The sequence below is a fragment of the Dyella japonica A8 genome, from assembly GCF_000725385.1.
Classification (GTDB): Bacteria; Pseudomonadota; Gammaproteobacteria; order Xanthomonadales; family Rhodanobacteraceae; genus Dyella; species Dyella japonica_C.
Genome location: NZ_CP008884.1, coordinates 2,109,250 through 2,128,526, shown reverse-complemented (window position 1 = coordinate 2,128,526; position 19,277 = coordinate 2,109,250). Strand labels below are relative to the sequence as shown.

Sequence of the window (19,277 nt, the reverse complement as noted above, 5' to 3'; positions counted from 1 at the left end):
CGCAGTCGCGCACAGGGTGCGCTCCCACAAACATGCCTGTGCCTTTGCACAAAAAAATACGGCGACGCATGAGCGTCGCCGTTGTCACACTTCCCCTGCATGGGAACAACTTGAGACAAACCTTCATCAGACGCCGCGGGTGTGACCCCGCGGCGCTGCATGGACTTACATTTCCTTCTTGGCCTTGGTCAGCAGCTGGTCGAGCAGCGCGATGGCCAGGTCGATCTCTTCGTGCGTGATGTCGAGCGACGGCGCGAAGGTGATCACGTTCTTGTACCAGCCACCCACGTCGAGCACGAGGCCGATCTTCTTGCCGTTGTGCTCCAGGTCGCCGGCCAGGCCGATGTCCACCATCTTGTCGAGCAGCGCCTTGTTCGGCGTGAAGCCGTCCTCGGTGCAGATCTCGGCGCGCAGCGCGAGGCCCAGGCCGTCGACGTCGCCGATTTCCTTGTGACGCTTCTGCAGGTCGCGCAGGCCTTCGAGGAAGTGCGCGCCCTTCTTCGGCACGCTGGTCTCGTAGTCCAGCTCGTAACCCATCTTGATCACTTCCAGGCCCAGGGCGGTGCCCAGCGGGTTGGAGTTGAAGGTGGAGTGGGTGGAGCCCGGCGGGAAGATGGTCGGGTTGATCATCTCTTCGCGCGCCCACAGGCCGGACAGCGGGTTCAGGCCGTTGGTCAGCGCCTTGCCGAAGACGATGATGTCCGGCGTCACACCGAAGTGCTCGATCGACCACAGCTTGCCGGTACGCCAGAAGCCCATCTGGATTTCGTCGACGACCATCAGGATGCCGTACTGGTCCAGCACCTTCTTCAGGTCCTTGAAGAAGTTCATCGGCGGCAGGACGTAACCACCCGTGCCCTGGATCGGCTCGACGTAGAAGGCGGCGTATTCAGCCTGGTTGACCTTGGGATCCCACACGCCGTTGTATTCGGTTTCGAACAGGCGGGCGAACTGGCGCACGCAGGCGTCCGAGTACTCTTCCGGCGTCATGCCCTTCGGGCGGCGGAACGGGTACGGGAACGGCACGAACATGGCGCGCTCGCCGAAGTGGCCGAAGCGACGACGGTAGCGGTAGCTGGAGGTGATGGACGAAGCGCCCAGCGTACGGCCGTGGTAGCCGCCCTCGAAGGCGAACATCAGGCTCTTGCCGCCGGTGTAGTTGCGCACCAGCTTCAGCGAGTCTTCCACCGCCTGCGCGCCGCCGACGTTGAAGTGCACGCGGCCCTTCAGGCCAAACTTCTGCTGGGCGTCGACCGCAATGGTCTTGGCCAGCTCGATGCGGGTCTGGTGCAGGTACTGCGATGCAACCTGCGGCAGCACGTCGATCTGGTTCTTGAGCGTGTCGTTGAGGCGCTTGTTGCCGTAACCGAAGTTGACGGCCGAGTACCACATCTGCAGGTCGAGGAAGCGCGTGCCGGCCGTATCGATCATCCAGCTGCCTTCGCCGTGGCGGAAGATCTTCGGCGGGTCGACGTAGTGCACGGTGTCGCCGAACGAGCTCCACTCGGCCTCATCGGCCAGCAGCTGGGCGTCAGGAATCACGACGCCAGCGGCGTTCTTGTCGTAAGCGTTCATTGGGGAAATCCGAAAACGTTTGAAAGAAGTCGATCAGGAGGGGGACCTGATCTCAGGAGGCAATGGCAAGCGCGGGGGCGGCCGGCGCATGCTCGGCAAGCAGGCTGCCATCGAGCAGGCGCGGCAGCAGTTCCAGCGCATCCTCGAAGCCGGTGATCGGCACGTAAGGGATGCCCGCGGCGCGGCAATGTTCGATCAGGCGGTGCTTGGCGAAAACGAAGTCGACGCGGTCGGCGGCGCAGAAGTCGGAGGCGCCATCGCCGATCAGCAGGGTCTTGGTGCCGCCCTTGCTGGCCTGGGCGGCCACGGCGCACTTGCAGGTGCCGCTGCGGCAGCCATCGGCCTGGAACGGCGAGGTGAGCTGCCACTTCTGCGGCGGCGTGGCCGGGGCCAGGTGGTTGGCCGCCAGCGGCAGGTCATCCAGGCCGTAGCGGCCCAGGATCTTGCGAATGGCGTAGTCCAGGCCGTCGCTGACGATGTGCATCGGCGTGCCGGTGGCGCGGGCCATCTTCACGAAATCCGGGAAGTGGTGATCGATCCACAGCGAGGACAGGTGCTTGTCCAGTTCTTCCTGGGTCATGTCCAGCAGGCCGACCTGGCCGGTCATGCACTCACGCGAGCCGATGCGGCCGGCGCGCCAGTCCTGCTCCAGCGTTTCCCAGCCGGGGCGGCCGAAACGGTCGAGCAGGGAGTCGATCACGTCCTCGACAGAGATGGTGCCGTCGAAGTCGCAGAGGATGGTCCAACCAGTCACGAGGTGCAGCTCCACTCTTGCAGGATGGTGACACGATAGGTTCCACCCCCTTTCGGCCTCCTTTCCTTATCCGAAAGAAGCTGCGCGAATAAGGTTATTCTTAAAGCAGTCGGTTCAATATAAATAAGACATCGGCGGGGTACCTTCCGGTATCCTTGCCTGCTCCCTGACGCTACGTTGGTCAACCCCAGGAATTTCGTGCTTCAGCGTCGAAACAACCCGGATCTGCCGAACATGGAAGCTGCGCCTCGCCGGGATCGCCATCCACTCGCCAGCGGCCTGTTGGCGCTGGGACTCGTGGTGCTGGCCGGCTGCTCGGTCGCCCCGCTGCCCGAGCTCAAGCCCCCTGTGCCCGATGCCTGGCGCAACGCGCCGGCGGGCGTGGCCCCGCCCTCCGCTGACCTGCATGGCTGGTGGCAGGCGCTGGGTGACCCTGAGCTGGACGGCCTGATCGACCGGGCCCTGCAGAACAATCTGGACGTGGCCCAGGCCGCCGAACGCCTGCGCGCCGCCCGCGTGCTGAACCGCAACGCCCATGACCCCTACCTGCCGTCCCTGCACGGCCGTACCAATGATGTGATCGATCCGGACACGACGGCGTCGTATTTCGTGGTCGGTTTCGATGCGCTGTGGGAGCTGCCGTTGTTCGGCGCCTGGCAGAGCAGCAAGCGCCTGGCGCAGGGACAGGAAAACGGTGCGAGCGCCGCCCTGCGTGGCGCCCAGGTGTCGATGGTGGCCGAGGTCACCCGACGCTGGGTCGAGTTGCGCTCGGCCCAGGAGCAGGCACGCCTGCTCACCGGCATCCGCGATGCGCAACAGGAAAAACTCCGCCTAGTGCAGGTACGCGAGCAATTGAAGCTGGCGCCGCCGGTCGAGGTTGCCAAGACCCAGGCCGAACTGGCGCGCACGGAGGCCGCCCTGGCCGAGCCGCAGCAGGCGATCAACGCCAGCGCGCAGCAGCTGGCCGTGCTGCTTGGCCAGCCCGAACCCGACCCCGCCTGGCTCACGCCCGGCCCACAGCCGCGTCTGGGCCAGTGGCAGCTGACCACGGCTCCCGCCGACATGCTGCGGGCCCGGCCGGAAATCGCCAGCGCCGAAGCCGAAGTGCTGCGCGCCGCCGGCGAACTGGGCATGAGCCGCGCGGACATCTGGCCGCACATCGGCCTTGGCGCATCGCTGCAGTGGTCGGCGAACATCCTCTCGAACTATCGCGCGCATACGGGCGAAGCCATCTCTTCGGTCGGCCCCGTCATCGACGTGCCGCTGTTCGACTGGGGCCAGCGCATCTCTGCCGCGCATGCCAAGGACCACGAACTCAAGGCCGCCGTGTACGGGTATCGGCAGGCCGTGCTGCAAGGCGTCGCCGAGGCGGAAACGGCCATGGGCGACCTGGAGCAGCTGCGCATGCGCGAGGAAGCCACGCAGCGTGCCAGCGAGGCGCTGGACGGCAGCATGGCCGCGCTGCGCAAGCGCGCTGAACTCAGCCTGGGCAGCAACCTCGACGTGCAGGACGGCCTGATCGAGAACCAGCGCGCCCAGCTTGAACTGGTCAGCGCCATCGCCGCGCGCGACCTGGCCTACGTCTCGCTCTATAAAGCCCTGGGCGGCGCGCCCATGCCCAACCCACCGTCGCCGGCTACCGCGCCGACGGCGCAGGGGAGCACGGACTGATGGTCGCGCTGGCACGCAAGACCCTCATCTACGAATGGCGCCGCTTCCTGCCTGCCGTGGTGGCGGTGGGTTTCGCCGGCCTGCTGCAGTTGCTGCAGGTCGCGCTGGTGCTCGGCATCTTCGGCAGCGCCGCGGTGTATATCACCGGCTCCTCGGGCGACCTGTGGGCCGGCTACCCCGGCACGCAGAGCGTCAACCTGGGCCGCTCCATCGATGCCGGCGTGGAAATGCGGCTGCGCATGGACCCGGCGGTGAGCGCGGTCGAACCCTTTCACTGGGTCGATGCCGACTGGCGCGGGCCCAACGATACCGGCGGCGTGTCGGTGTTCGTCTCCGGCATTAACGCCCGACCGGACGGCATGCTGTTCGCGCATGCGCTGCTGCCTGCCTTGCGGGCGCGCCTGAACGAGCCGGATGCGGTCATTGTGGACAAGGCCGACCTGGAAAGCCTGGGCGTCGGTGTCGGCGACAGCGCGGTGATCAATGGCCACCGCGTGCGCGTGGTGGGTGTCAGCAGCGGCCTGCGCGCCCTGGGTGGCGTCAACGTGGTGGCATCGCTGGCTACCGCGGCATCGCTGGATACCGATCCGTCCAACGCCAGCCGCATGACCTATTTCGTGGCCAAACTGCGCAACCCGGCCGATGCCGAGGAAGTGGCGGCGCGCCTGCGCGGCAACAGCGCCTTCGGCAGTTACGACGTGTGGACCGCCAAGGACTTCGCCCGCCGCTCACAGCTGTACTGGATCTTCGATACCGGCGCCGGCGCCGGTGTGCTGTTCCTGGCCGGCATCGTGTTCCTGGTGGGCGTGGTGATCACCAGCCAGACCCTGGTCGCCGCCGTGATCGGCTCGATCCGCGAGTACGCCACGCTCAACGCCCTGGGCGTGGGCGTGGGCGCGCTGCGCAAGGTGGTGATGGAACAGGCGTTCTGGGTGGGTGCACTGGGGCTGCTGGGCAGCGCCCTGCTGGGCGCCCTCGCCCTGGCCCTCGCACGCAGCCGCAGCGTGCCGGTGGCACTGGGGCCGTGGGCCACCGTAACGTGCCTGTCGCTGTGCATGGGCCTGGCCATCGTGTCGGGACTGGCGGCGATGCGCAGCCTGCGCCGCGCCGATCCGGCCACCTTGCTGAGGTAAGCCATGAGTCACGCATTCCCGGCCCCTCAGGCCAAACCCGCGGTGTCGCTGCAGGCGCGCAACGTCAGCAAGTCGTTCACCTCCGGCGACATCCGCAGCACGGTGCTGCACGACCTCACGCTGGACGTGCGCGCGGGCGAACTCACGCTCATCTCCGGCCCTTCCGGCTGCGGCAAGAGCACGCTGCTGGCGATCCTCAGTGGCCTGCAGCGCCCGGATGGCGGCCAGGTCATCGCGCTCGAGCAGGATCTCAACCACCTCAACACCCGTGCGCTGGAACGTTTCCGCCTGCTGCACACCGGCTTCGTCTTCCAGGGCTTCAACCTGTTCCCGGCGCTCAACGCGCTGGAACAGGTGGAGCTGCCGCTCAGCTACCTGGGCCTCTCGCCTGTCGAAGCCCGCCGCCGCGCGATGGCGTCCCTGGAGGAAGTGGGCCTGGGGCCGCGCATGGGCCTGCGGCCGTCCGAGCTCTCCGGCGGCGAGAAGCAGCGCGTCGCCATCGCCCGCGCGCTGGCCAAGGAACCGGACCTGCTGTTCGCCGACGAGCCTACTAGTGCGCTCGACGCCGCCAACGGCCAGATCATCATCGACATTCTCCATCGCATCGCCCGCACGCACGGCACCACGGTGCTGTGCGTCAGCCATGACCCACGCCTGGTCGGGCACGCCGACCGCGTGCTGGCCATGGAGGATGGCCGTATCCTTAGTGACCGTGTGCCATCCCCGACATCGACGCCCACGTCAGGCCTCGAGGAACCTTCTGCATGACCCTGCGTCCCGCCCATTCCCTGCTCGCCCTGGCACTTGCCGCGTCGCTGCTGGCTGCCTGCTCGCACAACGAGGCGGACAAGAACGCCACGTCGACGGCGGCACCGGCACCGGCCTATGCCGCAGTGGCACGCGGGCGCGTCGACATCGAGGGCGGCCTGCTCAAGCTGGGCATGCCGCGCGAAGGCGTGGTGGCCGAGATCAAGGTGCGCGAGGGCGACCATGTGCACAAGGGCCAGGTGTTGGCGGTGCTCGACACCCGCCCTGCCCAGCTCGCCGTGAACGCGGCGGAAGCCGAGCTCAAGCAGGCACAGGCGCTGGGCCGCTCGCTGGACGCCCGGTTGAAGGCATCGCAGCAACGCGCCACCCGCCTGGCGACCGCGGCCGCCGCTGGCGCCGGTGACGGCCAGAGTGCGGACGACGCGAAGGATGCCGCGCAGCAACTCCAGGGCGAACTCGACAATGCCCACGCGGCAGAAGCGCTGGCCACCCAGAAGCTCGACGCCGCCCGCTACGAGCTGTCGCAGCGCACCCTGGCGGCCCCGTTCGACGGGCAGATCGTGGAACGCGACATCCAGCCCGGCGCGACGGTGTCGCCGCAAGGCGGCCCGGTGTTCGTGATGCTGCCGGAACAGCCACGCATCGTGCGCGCCGAACTCAACGAATCGTTCGTCGGTGTCGTGCATGAAGGCATGCCGGCCCAGGTGGTGGACGACAGCGGCAGCGGCGCGCCCACGCTGAGCGCCCACGTGCAGCGCATCGGCACCGTGTTCGGCCCCAGCGCGCTGGAAGAGGATCCGCTCATCCGCGCCAACACCCGTACCGTGACCTGCGTGCTGGTGTTCGACCAGCCGCCGCCGGCCTCGCTGCGCATCGGCCAGCGCGTCATCGTCCAGTTCAACGCCAACAACACTGCCCAGCCCGCCAAGCCCGGCAACTGAGTCGTACCCGTATGAGTCGTCGTCGTTCCCTGCCCGCATCCCTGATGCGCGTCACTGCCCTGACGCTGGCAGTGACGGCGTCGGCGGCGGTCATGGCGGACAACCCGACTGACGGCCCCAATGACATGTTCGGCGTGGGCATGCAGCGCATGCCGGCCTGGCTGGGATCGAAAGACCATCGCAACCAGGCCATCCCCTATATCCAGGCCGAACTGCCCTGGCACATCACCTTGTCCACGCTCGACGGCCTGACCGTCGACCTGATTCACGGCGACCAGTGGCGCGGCGGGCTGTACGGCAATTACATGTGGGGTCGCGACAGCGAGGAGCTGGGCCCGAAACTCCGCGGCGTGGTCGATTCGCTGGGCCCCCGCATCAATGGCGGCGGCTATCTCGAATACCAGGCCACGGCCCAGCTCAATCTGGGCACCGAACTCAGCCACGACACGCAGGGCGCAGGCGCCTACCTCAACCTGTACGCCGACTACGATCTGCCCGCCATCGGCTATCTCAACCACAACCTGCAGGTGCAGTGGCAGGCGATGAATGGCCCCGCCATGCGGCGCTTCTTCGGCGTGTCGCCGGACCAGGCCGCGAAACTCAACATCACGCCATGGTCGCCCGGCCAGGGCAGCCAGCAGATCGCCTTCGAATACGACGCTTACATGCCCACCAGCCTGCACACGGGGTTTGCGTTCGCGATCAACTACACGCGCCTGCTCGGCCAGGCGGCCGAGAGTCCATTGGTGCGCGTGTATGGCTCGCGCAACCAGGTGACGACGACACTGGCGTTCGTCTATCGGCTGTGAGCTGCCTGGGGTAGATGAAGAGGCGTGAGAGGTAAGAGCCTGCTCACGATCTTTGAGTCTGTTCGAAATCTTGCCATGGCACCCCGCTCCCCCTCACCGTCATTCCCGCGGAAGCGGGAGGCGTCCTTCAACAGCCGAAGGGCTGGTCATCCAGTGCCTTTAAGCTTTGAGCACCAAGGGAAAAGACACCGGATTCCCGCTTTCGCGGGAATGACGGTGAGGAAGCTTGAGACTTGAAGAAGATAGTGAACAGGCTCTTACTTCTCACGCCTCTTCACGCACCCGTCGCTTCACCTATCGTCCCGCGTCCAGATCTGCCCATCCACTTCGTGCACGGGAAAGCTGGCGATCGGCTCATACGCCGGCGGACAAGTGACCGCGCCCGTGCGCACATCGAAGCGCGCGCCGTGGCGCGGGCATTCCACTTCAAAACCATGCACCTCGCCGCCGGCGAGATCGCCGCCGTCATGGCTGCATACGTCTTCGATGGCGTAGAGGTCGCCGTCGATGTTGTAGACCGCGATGGCGGTGTCGCCGTCCCACACGACCTTGAACTCGCCGGGCAGCAATTCGCTGCGCGTGCCCACGAAGATCCACTCGGACAGGTTCATGCCGTCACCTCCGCCAGCGGCTTGCTCAGCCAGACGAAACGCAGGTCGTCACGACGCGGGATGCCGAAACGGGGCTGGCCATAAGGGAAGGGCCGCGTTTCGCCAGTGAGCCGGTACCCGCGGCGCTCGTACCAGGCGATCAATTCACCGCGTTGTTCGATCACCGACATGCGCATCGCACTGGCCTGCCACGTCGACTTCGCGATGCGCTCGGCTTCCGCCAGCACGGCGCGACCGAGGCCCGCACGCTGCAACAGCGGATTGACGGCGAACATGCCGAAGTAGCCCGAGGCATCCTGCCGCTCGATATGGCAGCAGGCCACCAGTTCGCCGCCCTGCTCCGCCAGCAGCACGATGCTGCCTCCGCTGCCGATCAACCCGGCAACACTGTCGGCATCAGTACGCTGGCCGTCCAGCAGATGGGATTCGGTGGTCCAGCCGCGCTGGCCGGATTCGCCGCGATAGGCGGATTCGACCAGGGCGACGATGGCGGGGACGTCATGGCTGTTCGCCATGCGGAAGGTGAGCTGGGTGGGGTTGTGCATCCGTTGATCATAACGGCTGTGGGAATCGCAGGCAGCATCGAAGCCACCCGCCACGACCGCCCCGTCCTTTCCTACCCGTCATTCCGGCGCAGGCCGGAATCCAGTAGCAGTAATGCTGGGTTGTCGCGACCATCTGTATTGACGATGGGCACCGCGACAACCGCGCCATGACGCTACTGGATTCCGGCCCTCGCCCCCTTTTGCGGGGTGCGCCGGAATGACGAGCATGAGCGGCCGGCACCTTCGTGGCGGCAGGCGTTGCACCTGCCGCCGTGGGGACAACTCAGCGCGGACTCACCACCAGCACGCCAAAACCTTCCACCGGCTTGCCCTTGGCGGCTGCCTTGGCAGCAGCGAGGTAAACGGCATGCGTCTGCGGATCGAGCGCCAGCGTGCGCGCGCTCGGCTGCGTCGGCAGGTTGCCCACCAGGTGGTAGTGGTCCGCATCGTCCTGTGCGACGACGCTGAGCTGGCCTTCTTCACCCGGGCTCAGCACCACTTTGCGCTGCGCGTCGAACACCACCGCGTCCGGATCCTTGCTGATCGCCACCTTGGCGACCTGATGGCCGTCGCCAGCATCCGTGACGATCAGCCAGCCGTTGGCGCACACCGAGAACAGGCGATGGTTCGCCTTGTCCAGCGCCAGGCCAGTCGGGCCGTCGCACGGCGCCAGCGACCACACGTTCAGCACCTTCTTGTTGGCCAGGTCCACCCGCACGAGCTGGCTCTTGTCTTCCAGGTTGAGGAACAACTGGCCCGTGCCATCGCTCACTGCGAATTCCGGACGGCCCGGCACGGCGATGGTCGCCAGCTCCTTGCCGGCCTTCGGATCGATCACGCTGATGTTGCTGCTGTGGCCGTTCATGGTCAGCAGGTGGCCCGAGGCATCGTCGAACACGATGGCGTCAGGATCCTTGCCGCTGATGGCAATGTGGCCGGTGACCTTGAGCGCATCGGTATCCACCACGGTGACGTTGTCGCCATGGCCGTTGCTCACGAACGCCTGATGCGCCGCAGGCAGCAGGGCCACGCCGTGCGCGTGCTGCATGCCGGCGATTTCGCCCTGCAGCTTGCCCGAGCTGGCATCGACCACCATCACGCGGTCGTCGCGCGCAATGAACAGGCGATGCGCCGCGGCATCGAGACTGAGGTAGTCCCAGCCGCCCGGGCCGCCCAGCGCGTAGTGCTGGGTCACGGCATAAGGCATGTCGGGCGCGGCGGCCATGGAGGGTGCGGCCAGGGCAAGGGCCAGCCACAGCGCGCGCGGCATCCAGCGATGAGTCGTGTTGTTCATGCGGTTTTCCTGGGTGGTCAAAAGAGATCAGAGCTTGAAGCGGACGCCAGCCATATAGGTCTGGCCGTAGAACTCGCGCTGGATCGGGCGATCGGCAGCCGGGCCTTCGGTGAACTTCAGGCGCGTATTGGTGAGGTTCTTGGCGTTGAAGAACACCGACCACTGGTCGTCGAAGGCGTAAGTCGCACCCAGATCCAGCGAGAAGCGCGGCTGCGACCACACATCGGTGGCCGACGAACTGCCGACGCCGAAGATGTCCTTGCTCACGTAGTACGCGCCGAGGTTGGCGCTGAAGCCGCCCAGGTCGTAGAACATCATGAAGTTGCCGGTGTTGCGCGAGGTCGACGGCAGCTGCGAATGGTCGCCCGGGCGGATCTCGCCACTGGAATCCACGTAGGTGTAGTTGGCACCCACGCCGAAACCGGCCAGCCAGCCCGGCAGCGTGCTGAACTTCTGCTGGTAGTTCAGCTCGATCCCGCGTGCGTGCGCATCGTTGATGTTGGCGAAGGTATAGACCTTGGCCGCCCCGGTGAAGCCGGCGAACAACCCGTTGTTCGGGAACGTCACGCCGGTCTCTTCTTTGTTGATGATGTAGTTGCTCAACTCCTTGTCGAACACGCCCACCGATGCAATGCCACCGTTGTCCAGGTAGTACTCCAGCGACAAGTCGAAGTTGTCGCTGGTGGTGGGCTTGAGGTTGGGGTTGCCCTGCGTGACGGCGTCCGACGAGGGATCGATCAGCGTCGAGGTGGTGACCTGGTTGAAGCCCGGGCGGGCAATCGTCTTGGAGTAGACGGCACGGCCAATCAGGGACTCCGCGAACTCGTAGCGGAGCTGCACGGTCGGGAAGAAGTTGTTGTAGCTGTGGCCCGTCGAAATCGGCGTCGCGCCGGCGAAGGCGCCCGTGTTCGGATCAAGCAGCACCTGATTGCCGCCATAGGTCGCCACGGTGCGCTCCCAGCGCACGCCCGCCAGGATGTCCAGCTTCTCAACCGGCTTGAACTGGTACTGCCCGTATACCGCGTAGACGCCCTCCTTGCCGTTGGACGCGCCCTGCGCCGCGGCCTGCTGGTCCGCCAGCGGATCGGCCTCGGGGAACAAGCCCTGGTTGTTCACGTAGAGGTCGCGCAAGCCCTGCGCATACAGGTTGTAGCCGTTCTGATAGTGCCCGTCGTAGAACGTCACCGGCTTACTGCCGGTGAACTGCGTTATCGGCAGCGCCGGCGGCACGCCGTCGAAACGCGTGATGTCGACGTGGCGATCCTTCTTGCGCGCGCTTACGCCGAACTTGATGTTCTCGTCGCTGCCCTCGAACCAGCTGGTGGGGATGGTGACGTTGAACGCGCCGGTGTATTCCTGGGTGTGGTCGTGCTCGGTGCTGTTCTGGAAATCGGAGAACGTATAGGCCGACGGATCCAGCGGATTGCCATTCAGCGGGTTGAAGCGCGGGTAGCGCGGGTCGCTGATGTTGTCGTAGGCCACCGTGTAGGTGTTCGGGTTGGCAAACGTGCTGTTGTAATCGTGCGGCTTGTCGTACGTGCCGTAGGTCGCGGCCAGCAGGTAGTCGATCTTGAAGCTCTTGAAATTATTCTCGCCACCGATGGAGGCCACGCGCGTGGCGATGGTTTCCCTCTCGTCGCGCAGCGTCTTGTCGTAGGTGACGCTGGGATCGATAAATCCCTTCGGGTTGGACGGATCGACCGTCACCGAACCGGTGCCGCCACCGAACAGGTTGTAGGTCAGGCGCTGGCGGTTCACCGATTCGGTATAGCCGGCCTTGAAGTAGCGCACGTACCAGCGGTTGTCGTCGTCGGGCTGGTAGTTGAGCTCGCCGCCATAACCGATGCGACGACGGTGGTACTGGTAATAGCGCTGCTCGAAGTCGTTCATGACCTTGTCGGGCGTACCGTTGGCCTGGTCGTCCGCGTACGAACCCTCGATGTCGTCCACGCCGCGCTTGTCTTCGTAGTAGGCCATGGTGCCGATGAAGCTGAAGGCATTGCCGGGTCCAAAGCGGCTGCCGCCGCTCACCTGGTAATCCTTGATGGGCGTATCGCGCAGGTTCTCGAAACCGGTGCCCAGCTCCACCTCAAGGAACTGGTCCTTGCCCGGCGGCACCTGCTTGGGCGTGATCTCGATAGCGCCGCCCAGCGCCTCGGCATCCTGGTCGGGCGTATTGGTCTTGGTGACGGTGATGGCGCCGATCAGACCCGTGGGAATCGAATCGAATGCCACCGCACGGCCACCGCCCATCGGCGATGCGGGATTGGTGGGCGGCAGGCGCACGCCGTCGAAAGTGGCGCCATTGAGGTCGGCATCCAGGCCGCGGATATTGATGAATCGACCTTCGCCGGTATCGCTTTCCAGCGAAATGCCGGGAACGCGGCGCACGGCCTCGGCGGCGTTCACGTCGGGCAGCTTGCGGATCTCGGTGGCCGGCTGCACGTTCACCAGGTTGGGCGAGTCCTGCTGGATGCTGCGCGCGAGGTCCAACGGCGTGGTCTGCGCCGTCACCTTCAGTGCCTGCAGCGTCTTCGCCGCGCCGCCAAGCTCCACGTCCTGCTCGATGGTCTGGCCGGCGCGCAGCATCACCTGCCGCTGCACCGGCGCCTCCCCTTCGGCGCTCACCACCAGGTTGTAGTCGCCGGGATCGACGCCGTCCAGCGTGTACGTGCCGTTCTGGTCGGTCACCACGCTGCGGTTGAGTTCGCTCAGCGCCACCTGCGCGCCAGCCACCGGGTGATGGTCGTTTTCGACGACGCCCTTGAGCGAAGCGGTGCCGCCCGCATGGGCCAGACCCGCGCCTGCCAACGCAGCGACGCCCACGAGAATGCTGCCTGCACGTTTTGCTGCCATGGATGAACCCTTCGATGAATGAATGCAAAGACGGCCTTGCATCACGCTGTCGAGCGGCGCCCGACATGCATGTGCTGTCATCCAACCGACACTAAGGAACTGCTATGACTAGCAGGATGCAGCGGCCTTACCTATCGGTAAGGAAGCGCGTGACCTGCGTCGCATTCGCGGCCGCATGCACAGGCAAGCCATTGGAATGACGCCCATGAAAATCCTCATCGTGGAGGACGATCGCGACACCGCCGCGCACATCGCTGCCGGCCTGAACGCGAGCGCCACGCATATCGACAGCGCGCATGACGGCTATGTGGGCCTCACCATGGCCGCGCGGGAGCGCTATGACGTGATCATCGTCGACCGCATGCTGCCCCGGCTGGATGGCGTCTCCATGGTCCGCGAGTTGCGCAATGCGGGGCGCGAAACGCCAGTGCTGATGGTTTCCGCGCTGGGCGAAGTGAACGATCGCGTCGAAGGCCTCAACGCCGGCGCCGACGATTACCTGACCAAGCCCTTCGCCATGATCGAGCTGCGCGCCCGCTTTGCCGCGCTGTCGCGCCGCCCGCACATGGCCGAGCACGCCACGGTCCTGCGCGTGGCCGACCTGGAGCTGGACCGCATCTCACGCGAAGTGCGCCGCGCCGGCCAGTCGGTGGATCTACAGCCGCGGGAATTCCGCCTGCTGGAATACCTGATGGCGCACCAGGGCCGCGTGGTAACCCGCAGCATGCTGCTGGAGCATGTGTGGGAATTTCATTTCGATCCGCAGACCAGCGTGATCGAGACGCACATCAGCCGCCTGCGCAACAAGATCGATCGCGGTTTTGAACGGGAACTGCTGCACACCGTGCGCGGTGCGGGGTACTGCCTGCGTGGCGAGGATTAACCTGCGTGGCGAGAATTAATCCGCTACGCACCGCTGCATTCCGCATGACGCTGATCCAGGCGTCGCTGTTCGCGGTATTGGTCGCCGTGCTGCTGGGCATCGCCTGGTGGAGCGTCAGCGAATACGCCGAAGCCCAGCTGCGCGCCAACGTGAAAACCGACATGGCCAGCCTGCTCCAGGCCGCCGCGGACGGCACGCTGGACCGGCAGATCCAGCAGCGCGTCGCGGTGATGCCGCTCGGGCCGGACTATTACCTGCTGGCCGACGCCCAGGGGCGGCGCATCGCCGGCAATCTGCGTTATCGCCCCACGGCCACGGGCTGGCGGACCGTCCCCCTGCAGGGTGCGCTGGGCGAAGACAACACCGATGCCGACGAGGTGCACCTGTACGCAACACGCCTGCCCGACGGCCGCTGGCTGATCGCCGGCAGCGATAACCGCAGCGTGGTGGAACTGAGCGAACTGCTGAGCCGCCGCTTCCTGGAGATCGGCGTATCCGCCCTGCTGCTCGTACTGCTGACCGGTGGCATCGGCGGCTGGCTGTACATGCGCCGCATCGATGCGCTGGGCGAGCTTGCCGAGCGTGCGCTGGAAGGCGAGGCCGATTTCATCATCGCCCGCTCCGGCAAAGACGACGAATTCGACCGGCTGGCCGACCGCCTCCACCGCATGCTTACCCGCATGCACGTGCTGATGGACGGCATGCGCCAGGTGTCCAGCGACATCGCGCACGACCTGCGCACGCCGCTGATGCGGATGCGCCAACGCCTTGAGGCCGGCAGCGATCCCCACACCGACGAAGCCCGATTGCGCGACAGCGTGCAACGCGCGCTCGCGGAGGTGGACGACCTGCTCGCCACGTTCCGCGCGCTGCTGCGCATCGCCAGCGTGGAATCCCGCCAGCGCCGTTCGGGGTTCGAGAAGCTGAACCTGTCGGCGCTGTTCGACGCGCTGGCGGAAACCTACCGCCCGGTGGCCGAAGACCTCGGCCAGCACCTGTCGGCGGATATCGACGCGAACCAGCATCTGCGTGGCGACCAGGCACTGCTGGCCCAGATGCTGGCCAACCTGATCGAAAACGCCCTGCACCACACCCCGGCGGGTTCCCGCATCCACCTGGATCTGCAAGGCCGCGCCGGGCGCCTGGTCGGCCGCGTCACCGATTCCGGCCCCGGCATACCCGCCGGCGATCGCGAACGCGTGCTGCGCCGCTTTGTGCGCCTGGACAGCAGCCGCAGCACGCCTGGCAGCGGCCTGGGCCTGGCCCTGGTCAGCGCCGTCGCGGATCTCCACGGGATACAGCTCTCGCTGCGCGACGCACAGCCGGGCCTGGTGGTGGAGCTGAGCTTCCCCCTCGCCGCCTGAGCGGCCCCCCCCCCGGCACAGCGCGAAGCTTGCGCGAACATGACCTTCGACACTGTGCCGCCTGCTCCAGCGATGACTAGCCTCCGGGATCGATTCATTACGGCCCGCGCACCGGATCACCCGGCCGCCGCGCGTCGATTTCAGAGGGAGCACCGATCCGCATGAAGAACCGCTTTGTGAAACCGCTCGCGCTGGCCGTGGGCATGGCCCTGTGCACCGGCGCGCTGGCCGCCCCTACCGGCTCCTTCGACATCAAGGAACTGGACACTGGCAAGAACGTCTGCAATGACTTCAACGGCTTCGTCAATGCGAAATGGCTCGCCGCCAACCCGATTCCGGCCGATCGCACGCGCTGGGGTTCGTTCGACGCACTGCGCGAGGACAGCCTGAATGTGCAGCACGCCATCGTGGACAAGGCGGCCAAGGACGCTAGCAGCGCCACGCCCGGCTCCATCGAGCAGAAGATCGGCTACTTCTACGCCTCGGGCATGGACGAAGCGGCCATCGAGAAGGCCGGCTTCGATCCGATCAAGCCGGAGCTGGCGCGTATCGACAGCCTGAAGAACAGCAAGGACGTCGTCGCCTACATCAGCGACAGCTACGCCAAGGGTCATCCGGTGACGTTCCGCTTCTTCGGCAACGCGGATTTCAAGGATTCCAGCCGACAGATCGCCTACGTGAACCAGGGTGGCCTGGGCCTGCCGACCGCCGACTATTACAGCAAGCCGGATTTCGAAAAGATCCGCACCGAATACGTGGCGCACATCGCCCGCGCGCTGCAGCTGGTGGGTGTGAGCGAAGCGGACGCGCAGAAGCAGGCCAAGGCAGTGATGGCCTTCGAAACGCGCCTCGCGGCCGCCTCGCTCGTTCCCACCGAGCTGCGCCAGCCGGAAAACCGCTACCACTACGTGAGCATCGCCGACGCCGACAAGGTGACCCCGCACTTCGACTGGGCCGCGTTCTTCAAGGCACAGGGCGCCGAGGTGAAGGACGGCTTCTCGCTGTCGCAGCCGAAATACTTCGCCGAGTTCGACAAGATGCTCGCCGACGTGCCGGTGGGCGACTGGCAGGCCTACCTGCGCTTCCACGCCATCGACGCCGCATCGCCCTACCTGTCCACGCCGTTCCAGAAGGAAGACTTTGCCTTCAACGCGCAGACGCTCAACGGCCAGAAGGAAATGAAGTCGCGCTGGAAGCGCACGCTGGACAGCGTGGAGGGCGGCATGGGCATGGCGCTGGGCCAGCTCTACGTGGCGCAGACGTTCTCGCCGGAGTCGAAGGCCCGTGCAGAGCAGTTGGTGGCCGACCTGCGCGCCGCCTACAAGCACCGCATCGAGAACCTGCCGTGGATGAGCGAAGCCACCAAGAAGAAGGCGCTGGAAAAGTGGGCCACGTTCACCCCGAAGATCGGCTACCCCGACAAGTGGCGTGACTGGACAGGCCTGACCATCCAGCCCACCGGCAGCTACTTCGACAACGTGCAGGCCGCCGACCAGTTCAACTACAACTACATGGTCGGCAAGATCGGCAAGCCGGTGGACCGCACCGAATGGGGCATGACGCCGCAGACGGTGAACGCGTACTACAACTCGCTGAAGAACGAGATCGTGTTCCCGGCCGCCATCCTGCAGCCGCCATTCTTCGATGCCAAGGTGGATGACGCGCTCAACTACGGTGGCATCGGGGCCGTGATCGGCCATGAAATGGGCCACGGCTACGACGACCAGGGCAGCAAGTTCGACGCGCAGGGCAACAACGTCAACTGGTGGACCGACGAAGACCGCAAGGCCTTCGACGCGCGCACCGACCTGCTGGCCGACCAGTTCAACCACTACGAGGCGCTGCCGGGCAAGTTCGTCAACGGCAAGCTCACCATGGGCGAGAACATCGGCGACCTCGGCGGCCTCAACGCCGCCTACGACGCACTGCAGATGGCGCTGGCCCGCAACCCCGCCGAGGCGAAGAAGAAGATCGACGGTTACACGCAGGACCAGCGCTTCTTCCTCAACTGGGCGCGCGTGTGGCGTGGCAGCATCCGTCCGGAAGCCCAGCTCACCCTGCTCAACACCGATCCGCATGCACCGGCGCAGTTCCGCGCCATCGGCGCACCGTCGAACATGCCGGCGTTCGCGCAGGCGTTCCAGTGCAAGGCGGGCGATGCCATGGTGCGTCCGGCGGACAAGCAGGTGAAGATCTGGTAATTGCCGTCACCACGGCTTTGGGATGAAAAGGGAACCCGCGGGCCTGATGCCCGCGGGTTTTCTTTTCTGCAGTCACCCGGGCGACGGCCCCAGAACCGTCTAGATGTTGCCGTCACGGCGCGGCGCTATAGTCCCGCCAACGCACTCGCGCCGGATGCCCCATGAAAACCCTCTTCGCCACCTTGCTCGCCATGACCCTTTGCGCGTGTGCGACGACCACGCCCGCGCCAGACCATGCCGACGCCGGCCCTGCCGTCGGCATGGCCAATCCCGCGTCCGTCGCTTGCATCAACCAGGGCGGCAAGCTGGACCTGAGAAAGGATGCGGCAGGCAATGCCATGGGTATCTGCGTCTTTGCCGATGGCAGGCAATGCGAAGAATGGGCGCTGTTCCGCGATCACCAATGCGTGATGCCCAAGGACATGAAACCCTGAGGGCCTGTCACGATTTCCCTCAAGTCTCAAGTTTCCTCACGTCATTCCCGCGAACGCGGGGATGACGGCGAGGGGAAGCAAGGTGCTATAGCGAGATTTTGAACAGGCTCTGCCAGCCGCTCCCCCTGGCATTCACCACGGGGAGTCCAAGCCGGTATCGCGGGCTCTCGCCCGACATCACATCAACAGCTTGCGCACCTTCAGCAAGGCCGTGATGAAGGCGTCGACCTCTTCGCGCGTGTTGTAGAACGCGAGCGAGGCGCGCAGCGTGGCCGGCACTTTGTAGAACTGCATCAGCGGATGCGCGCAGTGATGGCCGGAACGCACGGCCACGCCCTGCAGATCCAGCAGCGTGGCCAGGTCGGTGGCCTGCGCGCCTTCGATCAGGAAGGAGACGACCGGCTCCTTCTCCTTCGCCTCACCGAACAGGCGCAGGCCGGGGATGTCGCGCAGGCGCTCGGTCAAATAGGCCAGCAACTGCTGTTCCCACGCATGGATGGCGTCGAAGCCGAGCGAATCGTAGTAGTCGACTGCCGCGCCCACGCCGGCGAAACCGGCGATGTTCGGCGTGCCCGCCTCGAACTTGTGTGGCGGAGCGGCGAAGGTGGTACCGGAGAAACTCACCTCGCGGATCATCTCGCCGCCACCGAAGAACGGCGGCATCTCCTCCAGCAGCTCCTTGCGCGCCCACAGCCCGCCCGTGCCCGTGGGCGAGAGCATCTTGTGGCCGGTGAAGGCATAGAAATCGCAGCCCAGCGCCTGCACGTCCACCGGGCGATGCGGCACGGCCTGCGAGCCGTCCACCACCAGCGGAATACCGCGCCTGCGGCACTCGCGGGCGATCTCGCGCACCGGGTTGACCGTACCCAGCACATTGGACACATGCGTGACGCAGGCGAGCTTCACATCCGGCGTGAGCATCTCGAAGTACTTCTCGAGGATCAGCTCACCGCGCTCATCGATCGGCGCGGCCTTCACCGTCGCACCGGTGCGGCCGGCCACCAGCTGCCACGGCACGATGTTGGCGTGATGCTCCATCACCGTGGTGAGGATGCTGTCGCCTTCCTTCAGCCGCGGCAACGCGTAGCTGTAGGCGATCATGTTCATCGCCTGCGTGGTGCCCGAGTTCAGGATCACCTCGTTGCGCGAGGTGGCGTTGATGAAGCGCGCCAGCTTGTCGCGCGCGCCTTCGTAGGCCGCCGTGGCTTCCTCGCCGACCAGATGCACGGAGCGCGACACGTTGGCGTTGCGCAGGCGGTAATGCTGATCCACCGCCTCGATCACGCTCAAGGGTTTCTGGCTGGTGTTGGCGTTGTCGAAATAGATCAGCGGCTTGTCGTGCACGGTGCGCGACAGCAGAGGGAAATCGGCGCGGACGCGCTGCACATCGAAGACGGTGGGGCTCGGGCGGGTCTGTGCGTTCATCGTGTTCGTTTCA

At 65.8% G+C, this 19,277-nt stretch carries 16 protein-coding genes; 9 read left to right on the top strand and 7 right to left on the bottom strand.

Features of this window, described 5'->3' with window-relative positions; all coding sequences use genetic code 11:
• Positions 1-165: 165 nt before the first annotated feature.
• Together HY57_RS08720 and HY57_RS08715 are read right to left on the bottom strand one after the other, a co-directional pair.
• Positions 166-1,575 carry an aspartate aminotransferase family protein gene (locus HY57_RS08720; protein WP_019465770.1) on the bottom strand — a complete coding sequence of 470 codons (1,410 nt, stop codon included), beginning with the start codon at positions 1,573-1,575 and terminating at the stop codon, positions 166-168.
• Between the two features lie 52 nt (positions 1,576-1,627).
• Positions 1,628-2,329 carry an MtnX-like HAD-IB family phosphatase gene (locus HY57_RS08715; RefSeq protein ID WP_038580771.1) on the bottom strand — a complete coding sequence of 234 codons (702 nt, stop codon included), beginning with the start codon at positions 2,327-2,329 and terminating at the stop codon, positions 1,628-1,630.
• Positions 2,330-2,527: 198 nt separating this feature from the next.
• Between HY57_RS08715 and HY57_RS08710 the strand changes: the two genes are divergently transcribed.
• The 5 genes from HY57_RS08710 to HY57_RS08690 are packed head-to-tail and all read left to right on the top strand — an operon-like array spanning position 2,528 to position 7,651.
• Positions 2,528-4,000, top strand: a complete 1,473-nt coding sequence (locus HY57_RS08710; RefSeq protein ID WP_019465768.1) for a TolC family protein — start codon at positions 2,528-2,530, stop codon at positions 3,998-4,000.
• Positions 4,000-5,133, top strand: a complete 1,134-nt coding sequence (locus HY57_RS08705) for an ABC transporter permease (RefSeq protein ID WP_019465767.1) — start codon at positions 4,000-4,002, stop codon at positions 5,131-5,133. The genes HY57_RS08710 and HY57_RS08705 overlap by 1 nt, the downstream gene beginning before the upstream one ends.
• A gap of 3 nt (positions 5,134-5,136) precedes the next feature.
• Entirely contained in the window at positions 5,137-5,901 is a 765-nt protein-coding gene (locus tag HY57_RS08700) for an ABC transporter ATP-binding protein (RefSeq protein WP_038579547.1), read from the top strand.
• Positions 5,898-6,842: an efflux RND transporter periplasmic adaptor subunit gene (locus HY57_RS08695; protein ID WP_019465765.1), complete on the top strand. Its 945-nt coding sequence runs from the start codon at positions 5,898-5,900 to the stop codon at positions 6,840-6,842. The genes HY57_RS08700 and HY57_RS08695 overlap by 4 nt, the downstream gene beginning before the upstream one ends.
• Before the next feature lie 11 nt (positions 6,843-6,853).
• Positions 6,854-7,651 (top strand): MipA/OmpV family protein, encoded by a 798-nt coding sequence (locus tag HY57_RS08690; protein WP_235186636.1) that lies wholly within the window; start codon positions 6,854-6,856, stop codon positions 7,649-7,651.
• A 290-nt stretch (positions 7,652-7,941) separates the two neighbouring features.
• On the opposite strand, the gene HY57_RS08685 is transcribed toward HY57_RS08690, so the two are convergent.
• The 4 genes from HY57_RS08685 to HY57_RS08670 form a co-directional block, all read right to left on the bottom strand.
• Positions 7,942-8,262: a Rieske 2Fe-2S domain-containing protein gene (locus tag HY57_RS08685; RefSeq protein WP_019465763.1), complete on the bottom strand. Its 321-nt coding sequence runs from the start codon at positions 8,260-8,262 to the stop codon at positions 7,942-7,944.
• On the bottom strand, positions 8,259-8,807 hold the full coding sequence (locus HY57_RS08680) for a GNAT family N-acetyltransferase (protein WP_026034012.1): 549 nt from the start codon (positions 8,805-8,807) through the stop codon (positions 8,259-8,261). Before HY57_RS08680 ends, HY57_RS08685 begins: the two co-directional genes overlap by 4 nt.
• Before the next feature lie 283 nt (positions 8,808-9,090).
• On the bottom strand, positions 9,091-10,101 hold the full coding sequence (locus HY57_RS08675; RefSeq protein WP_019465761.1) for a YncE family protein: 1,011 nt from the start codon (positions 10,099-10,101) through the stop codon (positions 9,091-9,093).
• A gap of 27 nt (positions 10,102-10,128) precedes the next feature.
• Positions 10,129-12,957, bottom strand: a complete 2,829-nt coding sequence (locus HY57_RS08670; protein ID WP_157786191.1) for a TonB-dependent receptor — start codon at positions 12,955-12,957, stop codon at positions 10,129-10,131.
• Between the two features lie 205 nt (positions 12,958-13,162).
• Here HY57_RS08670 and HY57_RS08665 point away from each other — a divergent pair, with 205 nt between their 5' ends.
• The 4 genes from HY57_RS08665 (at position 13,163) to HY57_RS08650 (ending at position 17,839) form a co-directional block, all read left to right on the top strand.
• Positions 13,163-13,840: a response regulator transcription factor gene (locus HY57_RS08665; protein WP_019465759.1), complete on the top strand. Its 678-nt coding sequence runs from the start codon at positions 13,163-13,165 to the stop codon at positions 13,838-13,840.
• Between the two features lie 5 nt (positions 13,841-13,845).
• Entirely contained in the window at positions 13,846-15,204 is a 1,359-nt protein-coding gene (locus HY57_RS08660; RefSeq protein WP_026034011.1) for a sensor histidine kinase, read from the top strand.
• Positions 15,205-15,365: 161 nt separating this feature from the next.
• Positions 15,366-17,405, top strand: coding sequence for a M13 family metallopeptidase (locus tag HY57_RS08655; protein WP_019465757.1), 2,040 nt, complete (start codon positions 15,366-15,368; stop codon positions 17,403-17,405).
• Between the two features lie 161 nt (positions 17,406-17,566).
• A complete protein-coding gene (locus HY57_RS08650; RefSeq protein WP_019465756.1) occupies positions 17,567-17,839 on the top strand; it encodes a putative hemolysin in 273 nt (90 codons plus the stop codon).
• 177 nt (positions 17,840-18,016) lie between these two features.
• Here HY57_RS08650 and HY57_RS08645 read toward each other — a convergent pair whose 3' ends face one another.
• Positions 18,017-19,264, bottom strand: a complete 1,248-nt coding sequence (locus HY57_RS08645) for an aminotransferase class V-fold PLP-dependent enzyme (protein ID WP_019465755.1) — start codon at positions 19,262-19,264, stop codon at positions 18,017-18,019.
• Positions 19,265-19,277 lie beyond the last annotated feature (13 nt).